A 23993-nucleotide genomic window follows, 5' to 3' on the forward strand; every position below is an offset into this window, starting at 1 on the left:
TTCAGCCTTTCCTGAAGTCGATGGCGTCGGCGCGGATGGTGATCCTGCGGCCGGGCGCCTCGATGGTGAGGTCGGTGGTCGACCGCAGGACGGTGCCGTCCGGGCCGAGCTCGAGCATGTCGCCGGCGGAGGTCTCGATCCGCGCCAGCGCGCGCTCGCCGTCGAGCGTGAAGACCTGGCCGCTCGGCGAGCGGAAGGTGAAGGACCGCCGGCCCTCGCCGGCGGTGCCGGGCCATTCGCGCTCGCCGAACAGGCCGCCCATCACGATGCCGCGGGCAGGATCCCCGTCGGGGAACAGGATCAGCACGCTGTCGTCGAGCTCGGGCAGGACGGACAGGCCCTTGCCGGTCCCCGCGCCCGCGGCCAGTACCGGCAGCCAGTCGGTCTCGATGCCGGCATAGGCCGGCAGCGCCGCGCGCACCCGCGACAGCCGCTGCGGGTCGTCGACGGCGCAGATCCGGCCCAGGGTGATGGCCGGTGCGCGGGCCGGCCGGGACCGGGCCGGCGGCTCGGTCGAGAACTCGGTGACGTAGCCGCCGGCGTCATCGAAGCGGTGCGTCGCGCAGGTCACGATGCAGCGCCCGTCGACGCTGCCGCCGACCCCGTCGAGCCGCAGCGGCCGGCCGGGCCGGATGCGGGGGTCGCCCTCGGCCTCGCCCTCGACCACGACCTCGCGCGCGACCGCCCGGTCGATGTCGGCCTGGGCCAGCGCCCGCGCCTCGTCCGCATCGCCCGTCAGGCGGTTGACCAGGATGCGTTCGCCAAAGCCCTCGAAGGCGGTGAGGCCGACGCCGCGCAGCTCCATCTCGTCCTGGCGAGCCAGCGTCGCCGCCGCCGCCACACCGGCCATCCGCGACAGGTCCCAGCCTTCCGTCCGGGCACTGCGGCGCAGCGCTTCGGCGCTGGTCGTGGCGCGCACCGACAGCAGGTCGCGCCCGAGCCGGAGGTCGATCTCCTCGCCCTCCCCGGCCAGGGTGATCAGCCGCAGCGTGCCGTCGTCGAGGGTGAGGTACAGCCCGGCGTCCAGCGCCAGGTCGGCGAGAAAGTCGAAATCGCTCTGGTCGTGCTGGATCAGCCGGCTGCGGCGGGGCCCGTCGGCGGCTTCGCCCGAGGACAGGCCGAGATCGCTTGCCGCCTCGCGCAGCAGATCGGCCACCGAGGCGTCGGCCCAGCCGCGCACCCGCTGGCGCTTGCGCAGCCGGTGCAGCCGGTCATAGGCGCGGAGGCGCAGCACGCGGCCATGGCCGGCGTCGCGCTGCAGCTCGATGACGGTGATCTCGCCGTCGAACAGCGGCCGCGTGCCCGCCGACAACGCCAGCGTCATGCCGATGGCGCAGCCGTCGATCAGCTCGCCCGGCGGGTCGGCGAAGGCGAGGTCCGCCAGGCTCGGCGCGCTCAGCACCTGCCGGACGAGAACGGTGACGACGCAGCGCGCCGACTCCTCCGGCAGCGTGGTGCCGTCCAGGGTGACGCGCAGCGCGGGCGGGGCGAGCGAGATGGTCATGGCCGCCCCGTCAGGCTGCTGATCGGCGGCAGCGACAGCCGCAGCATGTCGTAGGAGCGGAGCAGGTCGTCGAGGCCGTTATATTCGGCCAGCGGACGGGCCAGGTCCGGGCTGCCGTAGCGGTCGGCGGCGATCTGGTCGAGCCGCAGCATCAGCAGGCCGTCCTGGTCGGCCGGGATCTCAAGCACGGCGTCATGCTCCCGCTCGTGCTGGTCCTCGGGCCCCTGGGTCTCGAATTGCGGCGTAACCGGCTGCCGCGGCACCGGGCGGGACTCGCTCTCCGCCACCCGCCGCAGCCGCAGGCTCAGCCAGGACCGCCCGGGGGCGCCGGCCGTGTCGAAGCGTTCCAGCCGTTCGGCCACCGCCAGCACCACGCCCAGGATGTTCCAGGACTTGCCCCAGATGAACCGGACGACCGGGGGCGCGCCGTAGCCGTCCGCCCCCTCCCCGTTCTCGGCCAGGTCCCACAGCGGCCGGGTCAGCTCGCGAACGTCCGTCGGGCCCATCGGCAGCGGCGCTGTCTGCGCAGGACCCATGCCCTGCCGGCCCTCCTGGGCGATCTCGATGTCGAACAGCAGCCGCAGGTCGATCTCGGTGGCGCCGCCGCCGGTGGCGATCAGCGGATCGTCCGACCGGGCATGGCCGGTGACGATGCCGCCGGCGCCCCGCCGCGCGCGCAGCCCGGCGACCCGGCGCAGCTCGAGATCCTCCGGGTTCAGGAGGCACGAGATGCGGTCGCCGGACGGCTCGATCAGGAAGGCTACACGCTCCACAGCCCAACCTCCTGTTCCTGCCGCAGCCGGTCGAGGCGCGGCGGGTCGACCGGGGCGTCGCCGATCCGCGCCGGCTCAGTCCAGGGCAGTGCCGGCCAGCCGGACCGCGCCGGCCGGTCGGGCCGCGCCGGATCGGCCGCCTCGACGCGGCGAAGCCGGGTCGGCTCGACCGGATGCTCGGGCCGCCGACCGGCCGGCGTCAGCGCCGCCCAGCCTTCCGGTTCCTCGGCCCGGTGATCGAAGGGCGGCCGGGCGATGACGCCATCGGTCGTCCGTTTCCCCGACGGGGCTGCGGAGACGAGGGAGAGATCCCGGTCGCCGGATCGATCGGAGACCTGCCGCGCCGGCCCCGCCCGCTTCCGGACGGGGCGGTCGGTGGCCGATGCGATGTCGGGATCGCGCCCGGACCGCTCATCGGCGATCACGAAGAGATGTGTCGGGCCGCACCGCTCGCCCTGCGGGTCGGCATTCGGTCCGGACTGACCGGGCCGCGAGCGCTGCAGGATAGTCGTCATGGCGCGAACGCTGCCGGCGATCCGCCGCGCCAGTCGTCGGAAGCCGCTGAAAGGGCGGCCCCGTTCCGGCCGCGGCAATGCCGCCCGTTCCTGCGCGCCGCTTGCCTCGATGGCGTGCGCGGTCGGCGGGGGCAACGATGGTTCGGCGGTGCCAGTCGATGGCGACGGCACCGGCTCGGGACGATTGGTCCCGATCACGGGACGAGGCCGGCGGCCGGCCGGATCCAGGACGCGGATCAGCCCCTGCGCCTTGGGGCGGATCGGCAGCGCCTCGGTCCGGTCCTGCCGTGTCGTCGGCTCCAGCCGCAGAAGTGGAGCTCGTTGCCGCTGCCTCGGGGCCGGCGCCGTCGGGTCGACGGGAGCCCGATCCGGAACCGCGCGCGGCCCAACCGGGGACGGCAGCCGGCGCGGCTCCGGCGCCGCGGCGATGTCGCGCATCCGCGGCGCCCCGGTCTCATCCGCACTGGCCAGGGCCGGCGCGCGCTCGGCGATGAAGCGGAGCCAATGCTCCGGCGCGTCCGGGAACCTCTCGGCCAAGGCCGCCAGCACCCGATCCTCGGCGGCACGGCGCCGCCGGGCCGCGCCGATCCGGCCCAGGATCAGCGCGGCGATCCGCAGCGCCCGTCGGGCGGCGTCGGCCAGGACCGTGAAGGGGCGCAGGACCGGCATCACCTCACCGCCGCTCCAGCGTGTCGTAGGCGAGCTCCATCTCCTCGATCGCCACGGTGCGGCCCATCGCGTCGAGCGGCGCGCCGCGCCAGGCGCAGGGCCAGGCATTGGTCAGGTCCCAGCGCATGCCCTCGGCGGTGCCGCTGCTGTCGAGCATGACCACCGAGGCCTGCAGCCGCGAGACGGTTCCGCGTGCCGAGGCCATCATCCAGTTCCACAGGTCGAGCGAGGATGTCAGCCCGTAGCACAGGGTCAGGTTGGCGTAGGTGAGCTGCCCGGTCATGGCGCGCACCACCTGGCCGGCGCCGGATTCGCGATAGCGGATCGGCTCGACATGGATCGCCAACCCACGGCATTCGGTGAAGCGGGCCTCCGCGATCCCCTGGATCCGGAGCAGGAAGTTGTAGTTGCGGTAGGGGTCGGTCAGCGCCCCGATGCGGGGCTGCCCCTTGGTCTGGTCGTCAGGCATGCGTCAGCTCCGAAAAGAGTTGCGGTCAGGCCGCTTCCACCGTGGTCCCGGCCTGGCTCTGGCCGATGCGGAAGACGACGAACTCGGCCGGCTTCGAGGGCGCCACGCCGATCAGCGTCACCACCTGCCCGGCGTCGACGACCTCGGGCGGGTTGGTCTCTTCGTCGCATTTGACGAAGAACGCCTCCTCGGGCGACGCACCGGTCAGCGCGCCCTGGCGGTACAGCAGCATCAGGAAGCGGCTGACATCGCGCTCGATGTCCTTCCACAGCGGGCGGTCGTTCGGCTCGAACACCACCCAGCGGGTGGCTTCGGCGATCGACTCCTCGATCATGCAGAACAGCCGCCGGACATTGACGTAGCACCAGTTGCTGGAACTCTCGGCCACCGTCCGGGCGCCCCAGACCCGCACCCCTTCGCGGGTGAAGAAGCGGATGCAGTTGACGCCGGCGGGGTTGAGCACGTCCTGCTCGGCCCGCGACAGGGTCTGGGTGACCCCGACGGCGCCGCGAACGGCGAGGTTGGCCGGAGCCTTGTGCACGCCGCGTTCGGCATCGGTGCGGGCCCACAGGCCGGCCATGTAGCCGGACGGGGCCGCCGGCACGATCTTCGCCGGGTCGAGGGCGTCGCGGACGCGCAGCCAGGGGAAATAGAAGGCGCCGTAGCCGCCATCCGACAGGCGCGGCCGCTGGCCGGCCCGCTTGTCGCGCGGGGCCGCCGGCTTCTTGCCGCCACCGCCACCCTCACCCGTGTCCGAGGCGGCGGCGGGAGGCGGCGGCGCCCCGACCTCGGCGACGCGGGTCAGGACCTCGACATCATCCACCTCGGCCGGGCCGTCGAGGATCGCCACCCGGTCCTTGGCCAGCTCGGCGGCGTCGAGCAGCGCCCCCTGCGACACCGGGTCGGTGCGGCCGGGGGCGGCGATGATCGCGATCTCGTCGATCGGCGCCAGCAGGTCCAGCCCCTGCCCTTTTCCGGCGATGGGGTCGTCTTTCTTGACGTTCACGACGTAGCAGCGCGAGCCGCCGTTGAGGAAGAAGCCGAACACGGCGTTGGCGAGATCGGTGCTGGCGTCGCCGTCGCGGCAGAATTCGCGCTGGAACTGGGACCAGTTGTTGATCGCGACCGCCTCGTTCAGGCGGGCTCCCGGATTGGGCGCGGTGCCCACGAAGCCGGCGGTCGAGGTGCCGACCGCCAGGATCGGGCGTGCGCCGGAGTCGATCTCCTCGACATAGACACCGGGACTGAGATACGGCATGTCAGACCTCCAAAGGCAGTCGGATGATGACGGGACGGCCCGGCCGCGCCTCGGCTCGCGCCGTCACGCCCCGGGCCTCGATTTCAAGCTCGATCGCATCGTCGCCCGCAGGCATCCCGGGCAGGCGGAACCGGCCCCGGGAGTCGGTGCGCGTGGTCCGGCGGAAACCCGGGGCCGAGACCTTGGCCGCGGCGAGCGGCACGTCCTCCGGCCCCCGGACCTCGCCCTCGACGGCATCGATGCCGGTCGCCCGGACGACGACGGGAAAACGCACCGGCGGGGCGCGCTCGACGGTGCGCTGCCGCGACAGGGGCAGTTGCAGGATGAAGCCGGGGGCGGCGGGAAGGCCGAGCGTCCGCAGCAGGCCGAAGGCGGACAGGTCCGTCCGGACCGTGCAGTCCGGCAGGTCGAGCGCGGCGAACAGCAACTCGGCGGCGGCGCGCTGCTCGGCGAAGGCGTCGGCGGCGCGGACCGAGACGAGATAGTCCAGCGCCACGACCGCAGGGGGATTGGCGACGCGCTGCGACGGGCGCGGCTCGAGGCCGAGCAACCGCACATCGATGCCCTCGCCGACCGTCGTGTCGGACAGGGTGCGGGAGGCGATCGCCGTGTCGGGGAGAACCGACCCGATCCACGCGACAAATCCGCGGGTCACATCATCGGCAGAATCCGGCATTCAAATCTCGAATAAAATCAGATGTGGGCAACGGTTTTTAAAAACAGGATCTTCAAAGACTCAAATTCAATGGATGTATAATGGTGCTATCGGTTGGAATAGACAACCGCCCTCACCGTATAGTGTCGGGAAGATCATCCGCAATTCACGAAATCTGTCGCGATCTTTTCGAGGTCGAAACCGCTTTGGGATGTGTCAACAATCTCGCGATACACACCCGTTGCAATTCGCTTCCTTTAAATATACACTCCAATGGTTGCATTAAATGCGATCTATGTGGCAAAATTGCGGCGAAAAACTCAATATCAAAATCACCAGTCTTCTTAGAAATTACCATAGACGACATGCAGCATCAAGGCCCAAGCCGAACGCCCTCTTTTTGATCATTGAAATCATGGCGTGCGGGTTTGGCAGTCGAAATAATTTCGGGCAATTTTGCATAATTTGTCTTTGGATATAAAACAATGGATGCATTGGCAAATGTCGCCAGTCGGGCGGCGGAATGGTCGGCCAGCGCGGACCGGCTGAAATCGGCTCTGGTGACGGCGCGGTGGAGCGTGTTCGCTCTGCTCGTCATCGGGGTCGTGACCACCTCGACCGCCGGCCAGCTGGCCGATGTCGACACCGAGCGCTCGGCCGCGGTGATCGGCGCCGTGGCGCTGGCGCTCTCGGCATTCCTGGCCGCCCGTCTGCAGTCCACCCAGCGGATGACCGCCTGGACCCGCGCCCGCGCCGCGTCCGAGGCGCTGAAGCGCCAGGCTTTCGTCTTTGCGGCCGGAGCCGCCCCCTATGACGACCCCGCCACCGCCGAGGCGTTGCTGAACCAGGAGCGGGACCGGATCGAACGGGATGCCGACGATCTCCTGATGTATCTCAAGCCCACCCGGCGTCCGGGCTCGGCCCCGCGGACCAGGCTTTCGCAGGCCGAATACCGGCAGCAGCGGATCCACGGCCAGGCCAAGGGGTTCTATCGGCCGAGGGCGGAGCGCTACGGCAGGACCGCCGATCGGCTGCGCCTGGTCGAATTCGTGCTCGCCCTCGCCGCGGCGCTGGTCGCCGCGGTGTGCGGCGCGATGCAGGTCGGCATCGAGATCGGCAGCTTCCGCTATGAGCCGATCATGCTGACGCCGCTCCTGACCACGGTCACCTCGGCCATCCTGGCCCATATCGAGGCGTCCCGTTACCAGTTCCTGACCGTCACCTACCGGGCGGCGGCGCGGCGGCTGGAGAGCGAGGACGCGCTGACGCCGCCGCAGCGCGTGGCCTCGCCCGCCGAGTGGTCCGCCTTCGTCACCCGCTGCGAGGACATCATCGCCTGCGAGAACATGTCCTGGACGGCGAAATGGACCGACACCTGGGACTGGCAGCAGCCCTCGTATAGCCAGCCCTCGTACAACCCGAGCTGGCAGCCCTCGCCCTCCCCTTCGTCGGCGATCCCGGCCGCCGCGGATTCGGACGCGATCGCCGCCAGAAAGCTCGAATAGACGCCCTGTAATCAGACGTTTCCGCATCGTGGCAGAAGTCGATCTCTTGACAACAGGGCCGGATGTGTAGTCTAATACCCTGTTTTCTATACATAAGATTTAATGATTCGTATCTTATTGGCAATTTTAAGGCAGGTTCATTGAGGGGACGCTGATGAGTGGCCCGAAGACCGTATTTTTGAGCTATGTCGCCGACACCAGGGCTTTTGTCGATGCCTTCTGCGAGCAGCTTTTCGATGTCAGCGGCCGCCTGCGCCGCGTCGACTGGCTGATCGACAACGTCACGCCGGGCAAGGACATCAACGCCGACATCGCGGAGCGGATCGCCGCCGCCGATGTGGTCATCTCGTTCATCTGCGAGAAGTATTGCCGCCGCATGGGGGCGGACGAGTTGCGGATGGCGGTCCGGCAGCGAAGCCAAAGCACCGGCCGGCCGATCATCGTGCCGATCACCCTCGGCATCGACGGCCGCGACTGGTGGCGGGCGTTCAAGAACGATGCTCCGGAAGAAACCGCGCTGCGCAATATCGCCGACAAGCCGTTCTTCAGGCCCGGCACCAACAGCTGGGTCCTGCCGGATGTCGACGGCATCCATGCGATCCACGATCTGCGGGACTGGCTGAGCCAGGCAGAGTCACCGGCGGCACAGAACACGGCCAGGTGAGAGGGGCGCGCCGATGAGCGAGCCGAAGAAAGTCTTGCTGAGCTACGTCGCGGACACGGAGACGTTCGTCGACGCGTTCTGTGCGCCGTTGTTCGACGATGGCGGGCGCCTGCGCCGCATCGAAGCCCGGATCGACGACATCCCGCCGGGCATGGACATCATCGCCGAGGTTTCGGAACGGGTTGCGTCCGCCGATGTGATCGTCTCGTTCATCTGCGAGAACTATGGCCGCCACCCGGCGGCGCATGATCTGCGGATCGCGGCCCAGCGGCGCAGCCGCAATTGCGGCGGCTGGCCGATCGTGGTGCCGATCATCCTCGGCCTCGACGGCCGCAACTGGTGGGAGAAGTTCCAGCAGGAGGTGCCGGAAGCAGCGGCGCTGCGCAACATCGCCGACAAGCAATTCTTCAAGCCCGGCACCAACAGCTGGGTCCTGCCCGATCCCGACGACATCCATGTGATCCATGACCTGCGGGACTGGCTCTGCGACCTGCTTGCGCCGCCACCGCCGTCGTCACCATCCCTGTCGCCGCCGTCTCCGGCCGTCCCGCCGCCGGATGCGGTGGCGCGGATCGTCCTCCTCGGTCATCCGATGCGCAGCCTGCCGGAGGGCGTCGGCAAGGCCGCGGCACAGGTCGCCGAGGCGCTGGCCGCAGCGGGGGTGCCGGTGCAGCCCTGGCCGGATGGCTGGGAGAGCACGGGCGCCCCGGCCGGGGACGCGGCGGCGGAGGAGAAGCGGACGGTGTTCCTGCAGCCGTTGGCGGCCGCCGACGCCGCGGCCAGCGCCAGGACCCCGTCGCGCACCGAGAACTATCTGGTCAATGCCCTTGGCGAAGCCGCCCGGCCGCGCATCGAGGCCTCGCCCGTCGTCCTCTGGCTGCCCGATGGCGAGCCGCAGGAGGAGTTCGCGCGCAGCGCCGGGCAGCAGGGTGAGGCCAATCCGATCTTCCGCATCGACACCGCGCCGGCCCTGACGGAATGGCTGTGCCATCGCTTCGGCTTCGGACGGCGCGGCCCGATCATGGCCTGCGAGGAGATCGAGATCCGGCCGGTCGATGCGCGCCGCCAGATCGTCGAGGAGCTCGACGAGATGATCTATGGGGTGCCGCCGCCGGAGGACCGGCTGTCGGTGTGGTTCACCGCGAGCCAGTTCGAGCACTACTTCCGCAGCGTCGCCGACAAGCGGCCGATCCTGATGGCCCACGACCTGAAGATGCCGATCCCGGCGATGCAGGGAAACGCCAATCCGGTGCATCAGCTGATCGGCAAGTTCCGCACCTTGCAGGCCAAGGCCGACCAGATCCTGCAGGAGATGAAGCTGACCCCCGACGACGTGTTCTGGATCGCCTGCATCACGGCGGAACAGACTGTGATTCCGCCTTCGGTCCGGCTGCCCAACCCGTCGGTCGACCGCTGGCACATGCTGCGGGTCGAGCGGCGCGACGCCGATTTCGCCGTCGAGCAGAACAGCCGGAAATCGGTCAGCGAGGGGCTGCAATCCTGGATGAGCCATTGAGGCCGACAGCCATGGATGACGCTCTTCCGCCCTCACGGTTCCTCGGGCCGGCCCGGCTGCTGCAGCGGTGGCGGGAACTGCGCGACGGCATCGGGCTCGATGTCCGGGATCCGGAGCGGGCCCGGGAGATCGGCCTGACGCCGCCCCGGCCCTATCCGGGGCTGCGCAGCTTCGCCCCCGACGACACCGGCCTGTTCTTCGCCCGCGAGCGGCAGATCGACGGCCTGATCGAGCGCCTGTCCCGGGCCAACATCATGGTGGTGCTGGGCGGCTCCGGCTGCGGCAAGTCCTCGCTGGTCCGCGCCGGGCTGATCCCCAGGCTGTTCGCCGGCGACGCGGTGCCGGGACGCCCGGGGCGCTGGTACGTGCTGGAGCTGCGCCCGGGGGAAGATCCCAACGCGGCGCTGCTGGCCGCGATCGCCGATCAGCTGGTGGCGCCGATCCTCCGGATCACCGATGCTGCCGACCCGCCGGACGGGCCGACCTTCGGGCAGCGCGCCCTGGCGCAGGCCTTCGGCCTCGAGCCGACCGGCGGCAGCGACGCCTGGCGCGAGACGCTGCTGCGCAAGATCGCCGAGGATCTGTTTCCCGCCCGCGGCAGCCGGGACCTGCGGTCGCTCTGGCTCAATGTCTCGGCCCTGTTCACGCTGGCCGGCGAGGTGCTGGACCGGCTGGACCAGACGCTGTCGCGCGGCCTGCGCGCCGGCGCCCCCAACCTGCTCATCCTGGTCGACCAGTTCGAGGAGGTGTTCCGCCCCGAGGTGACCCGGGAAGGCCGGGGCAACCTGCGCCGGCTGGTGGAGGGGACGTTCGAGGCCCGCCCGTCCTGCCTGTTCCTGGCGCTGACCCTGCGCAGCGAGGAGTTGCACCGCTGCGCCGAGGGCGGCCTCGCCGGCATCATCACCGACACCGCCTATCTGCTCGGCCCGATCGACGACGATGTCGAGCGGCGGGAGATGATCGTCTCGCCCGCCCATGCGGTCATCCAGGACTGGCTCGGGGTCACGGACGGCGCGCGGGAAGGCCGGGACACGACGCCCTTCGAGCCGGCGGTGGTCGACCTCCTGCTGCAGGAGGTCCGGCACCTGCTGGAGAGCCTCACCCACGCCTCGGACCACCTGCCGCTGCTGCAGCATGGGCTGCTGCAGATCTGGGACAGCGCCGCAGAGCGCTGGCAGCGCGGGCCGGCCGAGGACGGCACGCCCGGCTTTCGCATTCTGCGCCGCGATGTCGAGGCCGCCATGCGCAGCGATCTCTCGACGCCCGGCTGGCTGGTCCGCTGCCTGAACCAGCACGCCGACGCCGTCCATGCGGCGGCCGCAGCGGCGGCGGCGCAGCAGCTGCCGGCGGCCGAGACGCCGGAGTCCCGGGAGGCCCGTGCCGAGCTGGTGCTGCGGACGATCTTCTGCGCCATGGCGCGCAAGGACGACCGCGGCAACTGGGCCCGGCGCTTCGTCACCGCCCGGCGCGCGGCCGCCCTGCTCGACGGATCCGAGGCCGGCAACGCAACGGCCGCCATGGAAGCGGTGCTGAAGACCTTTCAGGCCGCGGGCTACCTGAATGTCGGCAGGACGGGAGGCGAGCCGATCTACGACGTGTCCCACGAGGCCTTGATCCGAAACTGGGTGCGCTATTCCGACTGGCTGCGCGAAGCCGATCAGATCGGAGAGGCGCTCGAGGCGGTGGTGGGTAATGTCGGGACCGCCCCGGCCCAAACCGTCCGGCCCGGCTTCCTTCGCTGGGTCCCGGGCTGGGTGATCAAGGGCCGGGACTGGGTGATGGAAACGGCCGAAAAGCAGGCGGCGGACGCAGTGCCGGACCGGTTCAAGGATAGCATCGCGAAGGTCCTCGGGCCTGCCCCGCGCATCAGCCGTCCTCTGGCGGCCGCACTTCTGGCCGATCGCGCGGAACGGACGTTGTCGCCGATCGCCGAAGGCGCGACCCGGCGGCCCGAGGGGCGCAAGGCGCTCGAGGACCGCATGCTGCAGGGCATCGCCGCCGTGGAGCCCCCCTTCGCACTCGCCACCCGCTACGCCGGGCGCCCGGTGTCGCGGCTGCTTTATTTCGTCAGCCTGCTGGGCGGCTTCACGCTGCTGGTCATGGGCGGCCTGATCGTGGTGGGGGCCGACTGGCTTGACGTCAAGCATGCCAACCGGGAGCTCGGCACCGCGGTCGATGCGCTGAGCATGCATGCGGTCACCGCCTCGGTGCGGAACGGCGAATCCGGCCTCAGCCAGGCCGCCCCGGAAGATCGCGCCTTCGAGCTGCAGAAGGCGTTCGGACGGCTGCGCACGCTGGATCTCGATGCGCTGGGCGGTGCCCACAGGGGCACGCTCAACCTCGTGGCCGGATCCTGGGAACAGGCGGCGCGCGCTCTGACCGGGACCATGGCCCTGCGGGTCGTGCCCGCCGTGCCGGCCGCGCGGCCCGCGTCCTGCAGCCTGGTGATGGCCGGCAGCGAACGCCCGGGCTCGTTTGGGATCCTGCAGGTCGGCGAGCGGCGGCTCGGCATCGGTTATCGCCACGAGCCTGCGGTGCGGAAGCTGTTCTGGAGGCCCGTCTCGGGAGAGGCCGCCGGTGCCGATCTCGATGCATCGGCTGATCGCGGCGCACCACCCGGGGCCCCCAGGAGGGACGAGGTCGAGACCAAGCCCTACGGCAGCACGATCTTCTGCCTGAGCCCGGATGCGCAGCTCCTGATGGTGTGGCCGAAGGAGCAGCTGCCCGAGTTCCATGCGATCAGCTGGTATTGCACGGGGCCCGCCGCAGGCTGCCGCTGGAGCGCGTTCCCGATCCCGCTGCCGGCACGGCTCGCCAGCGCCAAGGCGCAGGCCGGCAGCGATGTCCAGAGCCGGCTCCAGGCCACGTGGGAGGCGGTGTGGGAGCATCGGGGCGTCCGGCCCCCGCGCGCGACGATCGCCGACTACGCCGTGCCGGACGGGTCCGGCACGCTCCGGCACGGCTTCTCCTTCGGCGGTGCCGCCGGCCGTGCGGTCGCCGACGCCAGCCCGGGCATGCTGCTGCCGTTCCTGCTGGTCGGCGCCGCTCCGCAGGACCCGCACGGAGCCTGCCCCCTGACCGGGCAGGACCGCGAATGCCGCCAGGACATCGCGGCCGACGGCGTCACGCTGACGGTGGTACGCCGGGAGACGTTGGTCGCGCCCCCCCGGTCGGAGCCGGCGGTCTGCGCCGCCGATGGGCCCTGCGCCGTGGAGATCGAGCTGTACGGCCCGATCCGTCCCGACCGGCCCGCCGCGACCGCCCGGATCGCCGGGCTCCGGTTCATCGCTGGCGGCCCGATCCGCAACATCGCGTTCCGCCGGCCGATGCTGGAATTCGAGGACGCCCATGGCATGTGGCGGGCCGCGGTCGTCGACCTCGCAGCGCAGGAGGAGCGCCTGCGGATCCTGGTTCCCGAGACCCCGCCAGAGGCCCGCAACCTCTCTGACGCATGTCAGAAGGTGGCGTGCGAGACCTGGCACGAAGAGGAGGCCGAGACTCATGGCAGGCCATAGCAAGCTGCTGTCGCGCGGCGCCGCGGTGATCGCGTCGCTGCTGCTGTCGCTGCCGGCCGATGCGGCGCGTCCGCCGGCCGGCCGGGCCATCGACCGCCTGCCGGAGATTCGGGCGGCCGTCGCCTCCAGCCGGCCCGCGGCCGATCCCGCGATCTCCTCCGGCGACCGCCGGGACAGCGCCCGTACGCGGCTGGCGCAATGGGGCAACTGGTGGAACCAGTGGAGCAACATGTGGCGGAATTTCTGATCGGCGCCCCCCAGCCGGACGATCTGCGCGGCCGGACGCGGCTGCTCGTCCTGCAGGGCACGCCGTTCTGCAACATCGCCTGCAACTATTGCTACCTGCCGGATCGCGGCAACCGCGCCCGGATGGCGCCGGAGACGGTCCATGCCGCCCTGCGCTGGCTGGAGACCAGCGGCCTCGCCGCGCCGGAGCTGGCGGTGGTCTGGCATGCCGGCGAGCCGCTGACGCTGCCGGTCGACTGGTATCGCGACGCCTTCGCCACTGCCGCGTCGGCACGGCCGGCCGGCGCCATCCTCCGGCATTGCATCCAGACCAACGGAACGCTGGTCGACGACCGCTGGTGCGCCCTGTTCCGCGAGCATGGGGTGCAGGTCGGCATCAGCCTCGACGGCCCGGCCCGGCTGCATGACGGGCAGCGCCGGACCCGGGCGGGGCGCGGCACGCATGGCGCGGCGATGCGCGGCGTCGCGGCGCTGCAGCGGCACGGCATCCCCTTCCATGCGATCTGCGTCATCGGCGACGCGGCGCTCGACGCGCCCGAGGAGCTGGTGGAGTTCTTCGCCGCCCACGACATGCTGGAGATCGGCTTCAATGTCGAGGAGGTCGAGGGCGTCCACACCCGCTCCTCCCTGTCCCGCGACCGCGCCGCACGCTTCCGCGGCTTCTTCGAGCGGGCCTGGCGCCGCGCAGTGGCGCTCGGCGTCGACATCCGCGAGGTCCGCACCATCCTCGCCGGGCTGCAGGAGCCGCCGGCCGGCGCCTGGCCGGGCAACGACCAGAACATGCCGTTCGACATCGTCACCGTCACTCATGAGGGCCGCATCCACACCTTCTCGCCGGAGCTGGCCGGCCTTGTGCATCCGCGGATCGGCTCCCTCGCCCTCGGCAACGTGCTGACCTCGACGCTGCAGCAGGTGCTGGATGGGCCGGTGTTCCGGCAGGCCTGGGCGGAGATCGCCGCCGGCGTGGCCGCCTGTGCCCGGGACTGCTCGTATTTCCCGCTGTGCCGCGGCGGCGCGCCGTCGAACAAGCTCGGCGAGCTCGGCAGCTTCGCCGGCACCGAAACCATGGCCTGCCGCCTGGGGCATCAGGAGATCGCCGAGACCGTCCTGCAACAGATCCTGCAGGACATCGACCAAGATTGGGCACTCCCGCCTGTCGCCGCGCCCCATAATATGGACAAGATTTCCGGTTATTTCTGATCGAGGACAAGATTTCCGGTTATTTCTGATCGAGGACTAGATTTCGCTCATTTTCACAGTCGATTTGATTTTGCATTTGAGATGGAGATTTGATCATGATTCCGGTCGATCGCGACGTCTTGGTTGCCATCGCGCCGCGGGTGTCGGGGCGGAAGGCGGAGTCCCAGGCCAACATCATCAATTCGATCGGCGACAGCCTGGCCAGTGTCCTCAACACCTATGAGATCAACACGAGATTGCGGGTCGCCCATTTCCTCGCCCAGGTGGCGCATGAATCCGACGGCTTCTGCACCACCGAGGAATATGCCTCGGGCGCCGCCTATGAGGGGCGGCGGGATCTCGGCAACACCCAGCCCGGCGACGGGCGCCGCTTCAAGGGCCGCGGGCTGATCCAGCTCACCGGCCGGGCCAACTACCACACCCTCGGCGGCAAGCTCGGGGTCGACCTGGAGAACAATCCCGAGATGGCGGCGGAGCCCAAGCTGTCGCTGCGCATCGCCTGCGAGTACTGGAAGGGCCGCAAGCTCAACCAGGCCGCCGATAGCGACGACCTGCTCGATGCCACGCGCCGGGTGAATGGCGGCCAGAACGGGCTCGACGCCCGGCGCGCCTATCTGGTCAAGGCCAAGGCCGCCCTCGCCCGGCTGGAGGCGGGGGGTGTTGCCCGCGGCGATCCCTCAACCGACCACCCGGTGCTCCGCCGCGGCTCACGCGGGCCGGAGGTGGCGGAGCTGCAGACCCGGCTGCGCGCGGCCGGGTTGCCGGTCGGGGTCGACGGCGATTTCGGCCCGGCGACGGAGCTGGCTGTCATGCGCTTCCAGGCCGACAAGCGCCTGACGCCGGACGGCATCGTCGGCCCGGCCACCTGGGCCGCGCTGCTCAAGGGGAAGTGACGCTTCCCGTGTTCACCGCCGTATGGTCTGCTTCGCTTCCCCCGGCGGTGACGACGGCCTTTCCGATCCCACTCACCGCCCGCTCCTCAGTAGCGCAGCGCGGCCGCGGCCAGGGCCGCTCGCGGCAACCGGGCACGCGGCAGGCTGAAGGCGGTGCCGCCGGTCGCGAGCGTCATCACCGCCGCAAGATTGAGCAGATCCTCCTCGCCGCTGGTCGCTGTGCCGCGAGCGCTCACTCCGCCGCCGTCCTCGTCGAAGCGGCCCCAGATCGTCTCATCCGCGGCGATCAGCAGGGAATCGATCCGGCCGTCGCGCGCGGCGACCAGGATCTCCTCCAGCTTGATGGCGACGCTCGGCTCCGCGGTGCCGAGCCGGCCCTGGATGCGGTCGAGCACCGGCGCCGCCCTCTCCTCCTCCGACGGCAGCAGCGACAGGGCGGCCGCGTGCAGTTCCTCGTCGCGCATCCGCGCCGGGTGGTGATGAACAAACTCCGGCAGCAGCTCCGGCCAGTCGCCCGCGCTGCGCACCTGGCCGGCCAGCTCCGGCTCGGCCACGAGCACGACCGGCGCCGGGTCGCCGGCCAGCTGCCGGCGCACGGCCTTCACGGCGCGGTGGATGTAGTCGACGAGCTGGGTCTTGTGCAGCTCCGCCGGGCTCTCATAGCTGTGCCGCGTCGCCGAAGTCGCCTCGCTGGCGTTGCCGCGCCCAGGCATGCCGGCCTGCTTCGTGACCTCGGCGTCGGTCTCCGCCGCGACCTCGTCCAGCGACTGCGGAAGGTCCGGCAGCGTGAGGTCGCGCCAGGTCTCACGCGTCGCCTCGACCAGCCGCGTGCCTCCAGCGCTCATCGCCAGGATGTGGAAGCGCTCGCCCGGGCCCAGCCGGTCGAGGATCGGGCGCAGCAGGAAGCTGTGGCCGACCGCGCTCACATCCTGCGGCGGCGCCTCACCCAACAACAGGGTCTCGACCCGGTCCTCCGCCAGGAACAGCGCGAAGCCCGGGCCGCGGGCGGCGAAATCGGTAGCGGACAGGGCCTGCTCGCCCGCGGCCAGTAGCGCCTGCCGACGTTCCGGCGTCAGGTCGCAGCTCTGCAGTCGCTGCTTCAGCGCCTGCCGCAGATGCCGGAGCTTCGCCGTGCTGCCGCCGACGGCGCGCTGCACCGGTTCGGTCGCGATATAAAGGGTGACGGCGGGATCATGGGCGGCCAGGAGCCAGTCGCGATCCCGGGGAGCGATCACGGATTCAGCTGTCGTCTGCGCCATGGGGTCAGCCCTCTGTGTCAGCAGGCGGCACCGTCAGCGGGCGCGCTTGCCTTTCCGTTGTGGGTAGTCCGGACGTTCGGCCTGGTCGGTGCGCCCCGGCAGGTCGCCCAGGCTCTCCGCCGCCCCGATCGGCTCGACCGGTTCGGAATGGATGGCTTCCTCCCCTCGGTCGCGACCGGGTTGGGGCCTGGTCGCGTCGCGCTGGGCGTCCTCGATCGCGACCAGCTCGCGCACCATGTCCCAATGCGCCTCCTCCCGCCCCGAGGGGCAACCCTCCTCGAGCCAGATGCGGTCGTCCATCGCCGGTCTCCTGCGCGGCCTTCGGGTGAAGACCCTCGTCAGGCGAACAGGCGCGGCGAAAAGGAGGTTCCAGTCTCCGGTTCAGCGTCCGCTCAGGACGGCCCGGCAGTCTCGTCGCCAGCTATGTCGGCAATGGCCGCGGCGAGCTCGCGCTGGGTGTAGGGCTTGGGCAGCAGCCGGGACTCCGGGACGCCGAGCCGGGCACAATCCTCCGGCCCGGCCTGGCCGCTGGTGTAGATCACCCGGATACCGGGATGGATCTCGCGCACCGCCCGGGCGACAGTCCACCCATCCGGGCCGGGCGGCATGTGGATGTCGGTGAACAGGATCTGCAACTCCGGCGCGGTCCTGGCCGCGGCAATCGCCGCCTCGCCGTCGGTCGCGGACAGCGGCTCCAGCCCAAGGCTCTGGGCCGCGTCCTCTGCCATCATCCGCACGAAGGGCTCGTCTTCCACGATCAGGATCGCGGCCATACTGTCGCTCTCGACCGGCGCCGACTGGTATGACACCAGTTGCGCGTCCAACGGACGCCATCGCGATCGGGTTCCGCCGATACGACCAAACTTGTCCGCCATGATCACCCGGCCAAGCGCTCCAGCGGTATGGTCATCAGGATGGTCAGGCCCGCGGCATCCCAGCGGCGGGCGATCTGGCCCTGCAGCTGGCCCTTGACGGTGCTGTCGACCAACCACGTGCCGAAGCCGTCGCCATTGGCGGTCCCGTCGGCCGGGGGCCCGTCCCGTTCCGCCCAGCTCAGCGACAGCATCTCTTCCTGGATCGTCCAGACGACGGTGACCCGGCCCGACGCCGCGGACAGGGCGCCGTATTTGGCCGCATTGGTTGCCAGCTCGTGCAGCAGCAGCGCCAGGCTGGTCACCGCATGGCCGCCGACGACCACCTCCGGCCCGGCGATGGTGACGCGTCCGTCCCTCCGTTCCTCGAAGGGCGAGACGATGGTGCGTGCGAGCGCCTCGATCGTGGTCGGCGTCACCGCCTGGTCGCGCCGCAGATCCGGCAGGGTCAGCTCATGTGCGCGGGCCAGGGTGCCGAGCCGGTTCCGCACCTGCTCCGCCAGATCCTCCGGGGTCCGCGCGGTGCGGGCGCTCAGGGTGATGACGGCGCCGGCCAGAGCGAACAGGTTCTTGATCCGGTGGCTCATCTCCCGCAGCAGCAGGATCTGGCGCTCCTGGGCCCGCTTCCGCTCGGTGATGTCGCGGGCGATCTTGGAGGCGCCGACGATCTCGCCCATCCGGTTCCGGACCGGAGAGATCATCAGCGAGATCTCGACCAGGCTGCCATCCTTGCGGCGGCGGATCGTCTCGAAATGCTCGACCCGCTCGCCCCGGCGGATGCGGGCCAGGATCTCCGGCTCCTCGTCCAGCCGGTCCGGCGGAATCACGATCGTGATCGGCTGGCCGATCGCCTCCTCGGCGGTGTAGCCGAACAGGCGTTCGGCCCCATGGTTCCAGTTCGTGATGACGCCGTTGAGATCCTTGGCCACGATCGCGTCCTCGGAGGATTCCACGATCGCGGCCAGCCGCTGCGCCGCCTGCTCGCCGACGATGCGCTCCGCGGCCTCGGCCAGCGTCGACTGCTCGGCGCGGTGCCGGTCCGAGATGTCGACCAGCATGTTCACGGCGCCGGTCAGCCGCCCCTCCGCGTCGAACAGCGGCGTCGGATAGGCGATGAAGGGAACCCGCGTGCCGTCGGGCCGCTCGGCCACCGCTTCCATGCCCCGGATCGGCTTTCCCTGCTTCAGCGCCAGGGCCATCGGGCACTGGTCGTGCGGCAGCGGCGTGCCGTCCGGCCAGTACAGCTTCCAGGAGCCGCAGAACTCGGTCTTGCCCAGCTCCGGCCGACAGCCCCACAGCGCGGCCGCGGCCTCATTGTAGAAGGTGATGCGCCCGGCGGCGTCGGTGGTGTAGATCGCGGCGGGCAGCGCCTGCAGCATCTCCTGCGCCGTGCGCTCCCCAGCCGGAATGGCCGGCGACGTCGCTTCAGGAGTCGCAGGCGAAACAGCCTGGGAATTACCGTTCATTCGTGCCCTCTGAAACCGGTCTGCCCCACGCCGAAGCCGTTGGGAGTGAGGGCCGCCCCAACCGGCCAGCCACGCTTGCAAAAAGCTAGCGTAGCGCGACGCAAGCCTCAATGTGGGAACGAAGCAAAGGCACTGATTACGGCGATCAAACATTGGTAGAATTAACTTATGATATTTTGCAGGTCTGTATTCCTGCGCGCGAAATCCGATTGATCGCGGAACGGGAACACGGACGCCGGAACCCTTGACCGGCCTGTGTGTTGATCAATTCGTCGACACTTCAACTCACAAGGCTGACCCATGCCTGTCCGGGTGGCCGCTCCCCTCGCATCTCCCGGATCTCCTTCACCGGCGGACATCGGCCGGCCGAGCTGTCGCGACGTGCATGCCACGGCGCGTCCGCAGCTCGATCTTCTCGCCCCGGTGGTCCGGTCGCGGCTGGTCGGCGCGGATCAGCGTCACCTGGCGAAGGGACAGCGGACCGATTGGGGCGGCCGCGACTGCCTCCATCTCCTCCGCTCCGGCTGGATGGCCCAGTTCCGCACCCTGACCGATGGCCGGCGGCACGTCCTGCGCTTTCTCATGCCCGGCGACCTGGTCGGGGTGACCTCGCAATTCTCCGGCTCGGCGCCCGCGCCCGCCATCGCCCTGACCGATGCCCGGGTGGCGACGGTCCCGGCCACGGAGCTGATCGACCCCGCCTCGGCCGCGGCCCTGCGCCAGTTCTGCGTCGTGCTGGCGATGGAGACCATGCAGGCGCATGAGACCCTGCTGTCGCTGGGGTGCCTCAACGCCGAGGAGCGCGTGGCCGCCCTTCTCCTCGGGCTGTTCGAGCGGGCCTGGACCCGGGATCTCGTCAGCGACCGCGGCCTGCGGCTGCCGCTGACCCAGCAGGACATCGCCGACGCGCTCGGGATCTCGCCGGTCCACACCAACCGGATGGTGATGAAACTGCAGCGCACCGGGTTGATCCGGCTCAAGGCCGAATGGCTGCAGATCCTCGACGGGCCGGGTCTCGAGGCGCTGGCGCAATGGACGCGGCCGATGGCCTGGACCAGAGGCTCCGATCGCGGCCCGAAGCCGCCGCTGGGGCGCACCGTCCGACGCATCCTGGTGGTGGAGGACGATCAGATCCTGGCGCTGCAGATGCAGGCCATCCTCCGCTCACTCGGCTTCGAGGTTCTGGGCCCGGCCGGCTCGCTCGAGACCGGCCTGCGCCTGGCCGAAGACGGCGACGTCGACGCCGCCGTCCTCGACGTCCGGCTCGACCAGGGCCAGCGGGTCTTCCCGGTGGCGCAGACGCTGCAGCGCCGCAGCATCCCCTTCTCCTTCATGACCGGCTACAGCGATCCAGAGCTCGATCGCTTCCAGGCGCCGGTCCTCCGCAAGCCGGTCGAGACCGGCAGCGTCGCCGCCGTGATCAAGCAGCTCATCCACTGACCGCCGCACGGCGGGAGAGACCGCCCACCATTCAGCGCAGATTGGACAGGATGGTCTGCGCCTCGTCGAGATGGTGTCGGACGATCGGCGTCAGCTCCGACGCCACCGCCTTCAGCGTCGGGTCGCCGCCGCTTTCGCCGTAGCTCTGCTGCAGCTCCAGCGCCTCGCGATGGCCCTCGACCTGGCCTTCCATGTACTGACGGTCGAATTCGGTGCGCGGGACCGATCGCAGCGCGGCCAGCGTCTCCTGGTGCTGCGGATCGAGCGCGGTCGGGAACGGGATCGGCGGATTCGACGCCGCGGCGGCAGCGCGGATCCTGGCGTTGGCGTCGGTGTGGTCCCGGACCATCATCCGGCCGAAGCGCCGGGTCTCGGCGCTGCGGGCCCGCTTCTCCGCGACCTTGCCGGCCTCGACCTCGAACAGCCCGCTCTGGCCGGCGGTCTGCACATAGTTGGCCGGATCGATCTGCGACGTCGGTGCCAGCGACGCCAGCATCTGCGCCGGCTCGCTGTCCCGGCGGCAGCCTGCGAGCGCGACGGCGCCCATGATCGCCGCTGCGGACAGCACCAGGACGGCCTTCATGGCAGATTTCCTGTTGGGATGGACGGATACGATCGCAACGGGACGGGCGCGGCCGGCGTTCCGGATCGAACCCGGGGCGGCATCGGAACCGGCCGGCGGCCCCCGCCGTTCCCGATTCAGGCAGTCCCATCACGGAGGCACGATCATGCCGGCGAAATCGAAGTCCCAGCAGAAGGCCGCCGGCGCGGCCCTGGCCGCCAAGCGCGGCGAGCAGAAGGTCGGCGAGCTGAAGGGCGCGTCGAAGTCGATGTACAAGTCGATGAGCGAGAAGCAGCTCGACGAGCTGGCTTCGACCAAGCGCAAGGGCAAGCCCGAGCACGCGTCGAAGTCATAGGTCCGCGTCGGCGGCAGGGGCGGCCGGCGGCCTATTGATAGCGCATGGCCACGGCGACCGCGCCGGCCGCCACGCTCAACGCGGCGGCGCTTCGGTGCTGCTGAGGCTGGCTTCCGTCCGATCAACCGCGGCTCCAGGCGCCGAAGTTCCTTACACCAGCCGCCCGATCGCGCCGGCTTGCTCTGAATTGTCCAGCAGCTCCATCAGCTCCGATGGGGTGAGGTCCAGCCCCTCCTCCTCCAGCAGCGCCACCGCCAGCGTGCAGGCCATGGCGCTCTTCTCGTTGTCGGACAGCGGCTCGTGCTTGTGCATCATCAGCTGCCGCAGCCAGATCGCGAATTCGACCGGCGTCATCCGGCCGTCCCGCACCTGGCCCAGCAGGGTCAATGTCAGGTGGGCGGCACTTTCGAATTCGAGCGCGGCGAAAGGATCGGTCGGAGGTTTCATACTGGCGTACTGCGTCGTTGGCGGTCCTGCCATCGGCCGAAGGTCACTGGTGGCTTCCAATGCATCATTCGACTCCGCCAGAATATCCCTGCCGACTGCCGATTGTCACCCGGCATCAATGAAATTCTGAGGCTGAAAACAGGACTCGAAATCCCACGTCTGGCTGCGTTTCCTTTACCTCCAACATCCGGCATTGCAGATTTTGAGATCAGGCCGAGAGGAATACGGAACGAAGCGAAAAGGAACTTTTCTGTGGAAGACGAGATCCGAACGAAGCGAGGCCGATATTGCACGCCAGCCGGGTCGACTCTAATCCGGGTTGGCGGGCTGCAGCCCCGGCGGCTGGGCAGCCCCTTGCCCGCCCGCCGGCCGGGTCGCGTCGGGCGCCGGCTTGGCCACGCCGCCGAGGGGCTTGGCGGCCAGCATCCGCCGGCCGCGCCGGCGCCAGCTGATGGCGTGCCGCACTGCGGGCGGCGGCGGCCCCTGATGCAGCCGCCCGACCCGGTCGATCAGCTCGCGCTCGGCGGCGGTCAGCCGGGCCAGCAGCCGCAGATGCTCGTACCAGCCGTCGACGAAATAGACCTCGCTCCATTTCAGCCGGTCGGCGGCATCGCGGAACAGCGACCAGCGGCTGGCACCGTTGCGCAGCCGCACCTCGCGCAGCCGGACGGTGGCGCGGACGAAGTCGCGCTCCTGCTCCGGCCCGATGCGGTATTCGACCACCACCATCACCGCGTCGCGGCGCGGGTCGATCTGCAGGGCCGGCAATTCCAGCTTGCGCGCCGGCGCGGCGCGCAGGTCGACCAGGGCGATGTCCGGGATCTTCAACCGCAGCGCCCACAGCGCGCCGACCAGCAGCGCCACGCCGCTGGCCGCCAGCGTGGCGGCGACGCCCGCGCTCTCCGCCATGGCGCCCCAGGCGACCGAGCCGAGCGCCAGCCCGCCATACAACGCCATCTGGTAGATCGCCATGGCCCGGGCCTTGACCCAGTCCGGCACCAGCAGCTGCACCGCGGTGTTGTAGGTCGACACCACGGCGATCCAGGCCATGCCGCCGACGAACAGCACCGGCACCAGCACGGCGGTGATGTGGACGGTGCCCAGCGCCAGCAGCACCGCCGCGAAGACGAAGGCCGAGCTCGAGATCAGCCAGCTCGTGCCCAGCCATTCCCGGGCCGGGTGCACCAGGAAGCCGCCGCAGACGGCGCCGATGCCGAGCGCGCCGAGCAGCACGCCGTAGCCGACCGCGTCCTGGCCGAGCTGGTCGAGCGCCAGCAGTGGCAGCAAGGCCCAGACCGAGCTGGCGCAGAAGCCGAAGATGAAGGACCGCGTCGCCACCCGCCGGGTCACCAGCGAATGCCGGGCGAAGCGCAGCCCAGCGGTGACGGCCCCGCGCAGCGTCTCCGGCGGCAGGGCCGAGCGCGCCGGCCGCCAGCCCCAGGACCAGATCGCCGCCAGCAGCCCGGCGAAGCTGGCGGTGGCGATCAGGAATACCCAGGGCGCGCCGAGCCAGGCCAGCAGGAAGCCGCCGATCGCCGGCCCCAGGGCGCGGGCGACGTTGTAGTTGATCGAGTTCAGCAGCACGGCGCTGGCCACCGCCGGCTTCGGCACCATGTCGCCGACCGCCGCCTGCCAGGCCGGCCCTTCCAGCGCATAGCCGATGGCGATCAGGAAGGTCAGCCCGATCAGCCCGATCGGCTCCAGCAGGTCGAGGAAGCCGAGCAGGGTGAGGCCCAGGCCGCCGGCGACGCAGCAGGCCTCCCCCGCCAGGATCATCTTGCGGCGGTCGTAGATGTCGGCCAGCGCCCCGGTCGGCAGCGACAGCAGCACCAGCGGCACCGCGGTCGCCACCTGGATCAGCGCGATCAGGAATGGGCTGGCCTCGGTGACGGTCAGCTCCCAGACGGCGGCGACCGACTGGGCCCAGTCGCCGAGATTCGCGAACAGGCCGGTGAACCAGACCAGCCGGAACACCGGATGGGCCAGCGCCTCGATGAAGGGCAGCAGCAGGCCGGACGGCGCCGGCTCGGCGGCGCGTTCAACCCGCAGATCGTCCTTGGCGCCGACGGCCTGTTGCATCCGGTCCTGCCCCGCTTGTCCGAGGTCTCCACAACTCTAGGCATGGCTGGTTCGTCCGCGCAAAGGCCCCGATGGCGACATCCGGCCCGGCATGACGACTACTTTCGGCCTTTCCGAGGACTACTTCCGGG

General features: G+C 70.3%; 22 protein-coding genes. 9 read left to right on the forward strand and 13 right to left on the reverse strand.

Annotation, left to right across the window (positions count from 1 at the left end; translation table 11 throughout):
• Nucleotide 1 precedes the first annotated feature (1 nt).
• From AAHM41_RS10580 to AAHM41_RS10605, 6 genes are read right to left on the reverse strand one after another with little or no spacing between them, the layout of a single operon-like run.
• On the reverse strand, nucleotides 2-1504 hold the full coding sequence (locus AAHM41_RS10580) for a phage baseplate assembly protein V (protein WP_342236497.1): 1503 nt from the start codon (nucleotides 1502-1504) through the stop codon (nucleotides 2-4).
• Nucleotides 1501-2277: a hypothetical protein gene (locus AAHM41_RS10585; RefSeq protein ID WP_342236498.1), complete on the reverse strand. Its 777-nt coding sequence runs from the start codon at nucleotides 2275-2277 to the stop codon at nucleotides 1501-1503. The genes AAHM41_RS10580 and AAHM41_RS10585 overlap by 4 nt, the downstream gene beginning before the upstream one ends.
• Nucleotides 2265-3461 carry a hypothetical protein gene (locus AAHM41_RS10590; protein WP_342236499.1) on the reverse strand — a complete coding sequence of 399 codons (1197 nt, stop codon included), beginning with the start codon at nucleotides 3459-3461 and terminating at the stop codon, nucleotides 2265-2267. Before AAHM41_RS10590 ends, AAHM41_RS10585 begins: the two co-directional genes overlap by 13 nt.
• Before the next feature lie 4 nt (nucleotides 3462-3465).
• Nucleotides 3466-3930, reverse strand: coding sequence for a phage tail protein (locus tag AAHM41_RS10595; RefSeq protein ID WP_342236500.1), 465 nt, complete (start codon nucleotides 3928-3930; stop codon nucleotides 3466-3468).
• Between the two features lie 25 nt (nucleotides 3931-3955).
• Nucleotides 3956-5188 (reverse strand): phage tail sheath family protein, encoded by a 1233-nt coding sequence (locus tag AAHM41_RS10600; protein ID WP_342236501.1) that lies wholly within the window; start codon nucleotides 5186-5188, stop codon nucleotides 3956-3958.
• A 1-nt stretch (nucleotide 5189) separates the two neighbouring features.
• Nucleotides 5190-5864, reverse strand: a complete 675-nt coding sequence (locus tag AAHM41_RS10605; protein WP_342236502.1) for a carboxypeptidase-like regulatory domain-containing protein — start codon at nucleotides 5862-5864, stop codon at nucleotides 5190-5192.
• A 464-nt stretch (nucleotides 5865-6328) separates the two neighbouring features.
• Between AAHM41_RS10605 and AAHM41_RS10610 the strand changes: the two genes are divergently transcribed.
• From AAHM41_RS10610 to AAHM41_RS10640, 7 genes are all read left to right on the forward strand, one after another.
• Nucleotides 6329-7348: a DUF4231 domain-containing protein gene (locus AAHM41_RS10610; protein ID WP_342236503.1), complete on the forward strand. Its 1020-nt coding sequence runs from the start codon at nucleotides 6329-6331 to the stop codon at nucleotides 7346-7348.
• 154 nt (nucleotides 7349-7502) lie between these two features.
• On the forward strand, nucleotides 7503-8012 hold the full coding sequence (locus AAHM41_RS10615; RefSeq protein WP_342236504.1) for a toll/interleukin-1 receptor domain-containing protein: 510 nt from the start codon (nucleotides 7503-7505) through the stop codon (nucleotides 8010-8012).
• A 13-nt stretch (nucleotides 8013-8025) separates the two neighbouring features.
• Nucleotides 8026-9528: a hypothetical protein gene (locus tag AAHM41_RS10620; RefSeq protein ID WP_342236505.1), complete on the forward strand. Its 1503-nt coding sequence runs from the start codon at nucleotides 8026-8028 to the stop codon at nucleotides 9526-9528.
• 11 nt (nucleotides 9529-9539) lie between these two features.
• Nucleotides 9540-13043, forward strand: a complete 3504-nt coding sequence (locus AAHM41_RS10625) for an ATP-binding protein (protein WP_342236506.1) — start codon at nucleotides 9540-9542, stop codon at nucleotides 13041-13043.
• On the forward strand, nucleotides 13030-13290 hold the full coding sequence (locus AAHM41_RS10630) for a hypothetical protein (RefSeq protein WP_342236507.1): 261 nt from the start codon (nucleotides 13030-13032) through the stop codon (nucleotides 13288-13290). The genes AAHM41_RS10625 and AAHM41_RS10630 overlap by 14 nt, the downstream gene beginning before the upstream one ends.
• Entirely contained in the window at nucleotides 13275-14489 is a 1215-nt protein-coding gene (gene grrM, locus AAHM41_RS10635) for a cyclophane-forming radical SAM/SPASM peptide maturase GrrM/OscB (protein WP_342236508.1), read from the forward strand. The genes AAHM41_RS10630 and grrM overlap by 16 nt, the downstream gene beginning before the upstream one ends.
• 95 nt (nucleotides 14490-14584) lie before the next feature.
• Entirely contained in the window at nucleotides 14585-15382 is a 798-nt protein-coding gene (locus AAHM41_RS10640) for a peptidoglycan-binding protein (RefSeq protein WP_342236509.1), read from the forward strand.
• 86 nt (nucleotides 15383-15468) lie between these two features.
• Here AAHM41_RS10640 and AAHM41_RS10645 read toward each other — a convergent pair whose 3' ends face one another.
• From AAHM41_RS10645 to AAHM41_RS10660, 4 genes are all read right to left on the reverse strand, one after another.
• Nucleotides 15469-16641, reverse strand: a complete 1173-nt coding sequence (locus tag AAHM41_RS10645; protein WP_342236510.1) for a baeRF3 domain-containing protein — start codon at nucleotides 16639-16641, stop codon at nucleotides 15469-15471.
• Between the two features lie 33 nt (nucleotides 16642-16674).
• Entirely contained in the window at nucleotides 16675-16941 is a 267-nt protein-coding gene (locus tag AAHM41_RS10650; RefSeq protein WP_342236511.1) for a DUF2934 domain-containing protein, read from the reverse strand.
• 92 nt (nucleotides 16942-17033) lie between these two features.
• Nucleotides 17034-17450, reverse strand: coding sequence for a response regulator (locus AAHM41_RS10655; protein WP_342236512.1), 417 nt, complete (start codon nucleotides 17448-17450; stop codon nucleotides 17034-17036).
• A gap of 68 nt (nucleotides 17451-17518) precedes the next feature.
• Nucleotides 17519-18892, reverse strand: coding sequence for a PAS domain S-box protein (locus tag AAHM41_RS10660; protein WP_342236513.1), 1374 nt, complete (start codon nucleotides 18890-18892; stop codon nucleotides 17519-17521).
• A gap of 468 nt (nucleotides 18893-19360) precedes the next feature.
• Here AAHM41_RS10660 and AAHM41_RS10665 point away from each other — a divergent pair, with 468 nt between their 5' ends.
• Complete coding sequence (locus tag AAHM41_RS10665) at nucleotides 19361-20419, forward strand: helix-turn-helix domain-containing protein (RefSeq protein WP_342236514.1); 1059 nt, start codon at nucleotides 19361-19363, stop codon at nucleotides 20417-20419.
• 31 nt (nucleotides 20420-20450) lie between these two features.
• On the opposite strand, the gene AAHM41_RS10670 is transcribed toward AAHM41_RS10665, so the two are convergent.
• Complete coding sequence (locus AAHM41_RS10670; protein WP_342236515.1) at nucleotides 20451-21002, reverse strand: DUF4142 domain-containing protein; 552 nt, start codon at nucleotides 21000-21002, stop codon at nucleotides 20451-20453.
• A gap of 145 nt (nucleotides 21003-21147) precedes the next feature.
• On the opposite strand from AAHM41_RS10670, the gene AAHM41_RS10675 reads away from it, so the two are divergent.
• A complete protein-coding gene (locus tag AAHM41_RS10675; protein ID WP_342236516.1) occupies nucleotides 21148-21336 on the forward strand; it encodes a DUF3008 family protein in 189 nt (62 codons plus the stop codon).
• A gap of 150 nt (nucleotides 21337-21486) precedes the next feature.
• On the opposite strand, the gene AAHM41_RS10680 is transcribed toward AAHM41_RS10675, so the two are convergent.
• Together AAHM41_RS10680 and AAHM41_RS10685 are read right to left on the reverse strand one after the other, a co-directional pair.
• Entirely contained in the window at nucleotides 21487-21783 is a 297-nt protein-coding gene (locus AAHM41_RS10680) for a hypothetical protein (protein WP_342236517.1), read from the reverse strand.
• A 309-nt stretch (nucleotides 21784-22092) separates the two neighbouring features.
• On the reverse strand, nucleotides 22093-23862 hold the full coding sequence (locus tag AAHM41_RS10685) for an MFS transporter (RefSeq protein ID WP_342236518.1): 1770 nt from the start codon (nucleotides 23860-23862) through the stop codon (nucleotides 22093-22095).
• Nucleotides 23863-23993: the final 131 nt, after the last annotated feature.

The organism is Inquilinus sp. OTU3971 (assembly GCF_038440215.1).

Excerpts from the sequence above, each read along its gene's own strand:
- AAHM41_RS10580 (WP_342236497.1), bottom strand. The coding sequence starts at position 1,504 with ATGACCATCTCGCTCGCCCCGCCCGCGCTGCGCGTCACCCTGGACGGC.
- AAHM41_RS10590 (WP_342236499.1), bottom strand. The coding sequence starts at position 3,461 with ATGCCGGTCCTGCGCCCCTTCACGGTCCTGGCCGACGCCGCCCGACGG.
- AAHM41_RS10595 (WP_342236500.1), bottom strand. The coding sequence starts at position 3,930 with ATGCCTGACGACCAGACCAAGGGGCAGCCCCGCATCGGGGCGCTGACC.
- AAHM41_RS10600 (WP_342236501.1), bottom strand. The coding sequence starts at position 5,188 with ATGCCGTATCTCAGTCCCGGTGTCTATGTCGAGGAGATCGACTCCGGC.
- AAHM41_RS10605 (WP_342236502.1), bottom strand. The coding sequence starts at position 5,864 with ATGCCGGATTCTGCCGATGATGTGACCCGCGGATTTGTCGCGTGGATC.
- AAHM41_RS10610 (WP_342236503.1), top strand. The coding sequence starts at position 6,329 with ATGGATGCATTGGCAAATGTCGCCAGTCGGGCGGCGGAATGGTCGGCC.
- AAHM41_RS10615 (WP_342236504.1), top strand. The coding sequence starts at position 7,503 with ATGAGTGGCCCGAAGACCGTATTTTTGAGCTATGTCGCCGACACCAGG.
- AAHM41_RS10620 (WP_342236505.1), top strand. The coding sequence starts at position 8,026 with ATGAGCGAGCCGAAGAAAGTCTTGCTGAGCTACGTCGCGGACACGGAG.
- AAHM41_RS10625 (WP_342236506.1), top strand. The coding sequence starts at position 9,540 with ATGGATGACGCTCTTCCGCCCTCACGGTTCCTCGGGCCGGCCCGGCTG.
- AAHM41_RS10630 (WP_342236507.1), top strand. The coding sequence starts at position 13,030 with ATGGCAGGCCATAGCAAGCTGCTGTCGCGCGGCGCCGCGGTGATCGCG.
- AAHM41_RS10640 (WP_342236509.1), top strand. The coding sequence starts at position 14,585 with ATGATTCCGGTCGATCGCGACGTCTTGGTTGCCATCGCGCCGCGGGTG.
- AAHM41_RS10645 (WP_342236510.1), bottom strand. The coding sequence starts at position 16,641 with ATGGCGCAGACGACAGCTGAATCCGTGATCGCTCCCCGGGATCGCGAC.
- AAHM41_RS10650 (WP_342236511.1), bottom strand. The coding sequence starts at position 16,941 with ATGGACGACCGCATCTGGCTCGAGGAGGGTTGCCCCTCGGGGCGGGAG.
- AAHM41_RS10660 (WP_342236513.1), bottom strand. The coding sequence starts at position 18,892 with ATGCTGCAGGCGCTGCCCGCCGCGATCTACACCACCGACGCCGCCGGG.
- AAHM41_RS10670 (WP_342236515.1), bottom strand. The coding sequence starts at position 21,002 with ATGAAGGCCGTCCTGGTGCTGTCCGCAGCGGCGATCATGGGCGCCGTC.
- AAHM41_RS10675 (WP_342236516.1), top strand. The coding sequence starts at position 21,148 with ATGCCGGCGAAATCGAAGTCCCAGCAGAAGGCCGCCGGCGCGGCCCTG.
- AAHM41_RS10680 (WP_342236517.1), bottom strand. The coding sequence starts at position 21,783 with ATGAAACCTCCGACCGATCCTTTCGCCGCGCTCGAATTCGAAAGTGCC.
- AAHM41_RS10685 (WP_342236518.1), bottom strand. The coding sequence starts at position 23,862 with ATGCAACAGGCCGTCGGCGCCAAGGACGATCTGCGGGTTGAACGCGCC.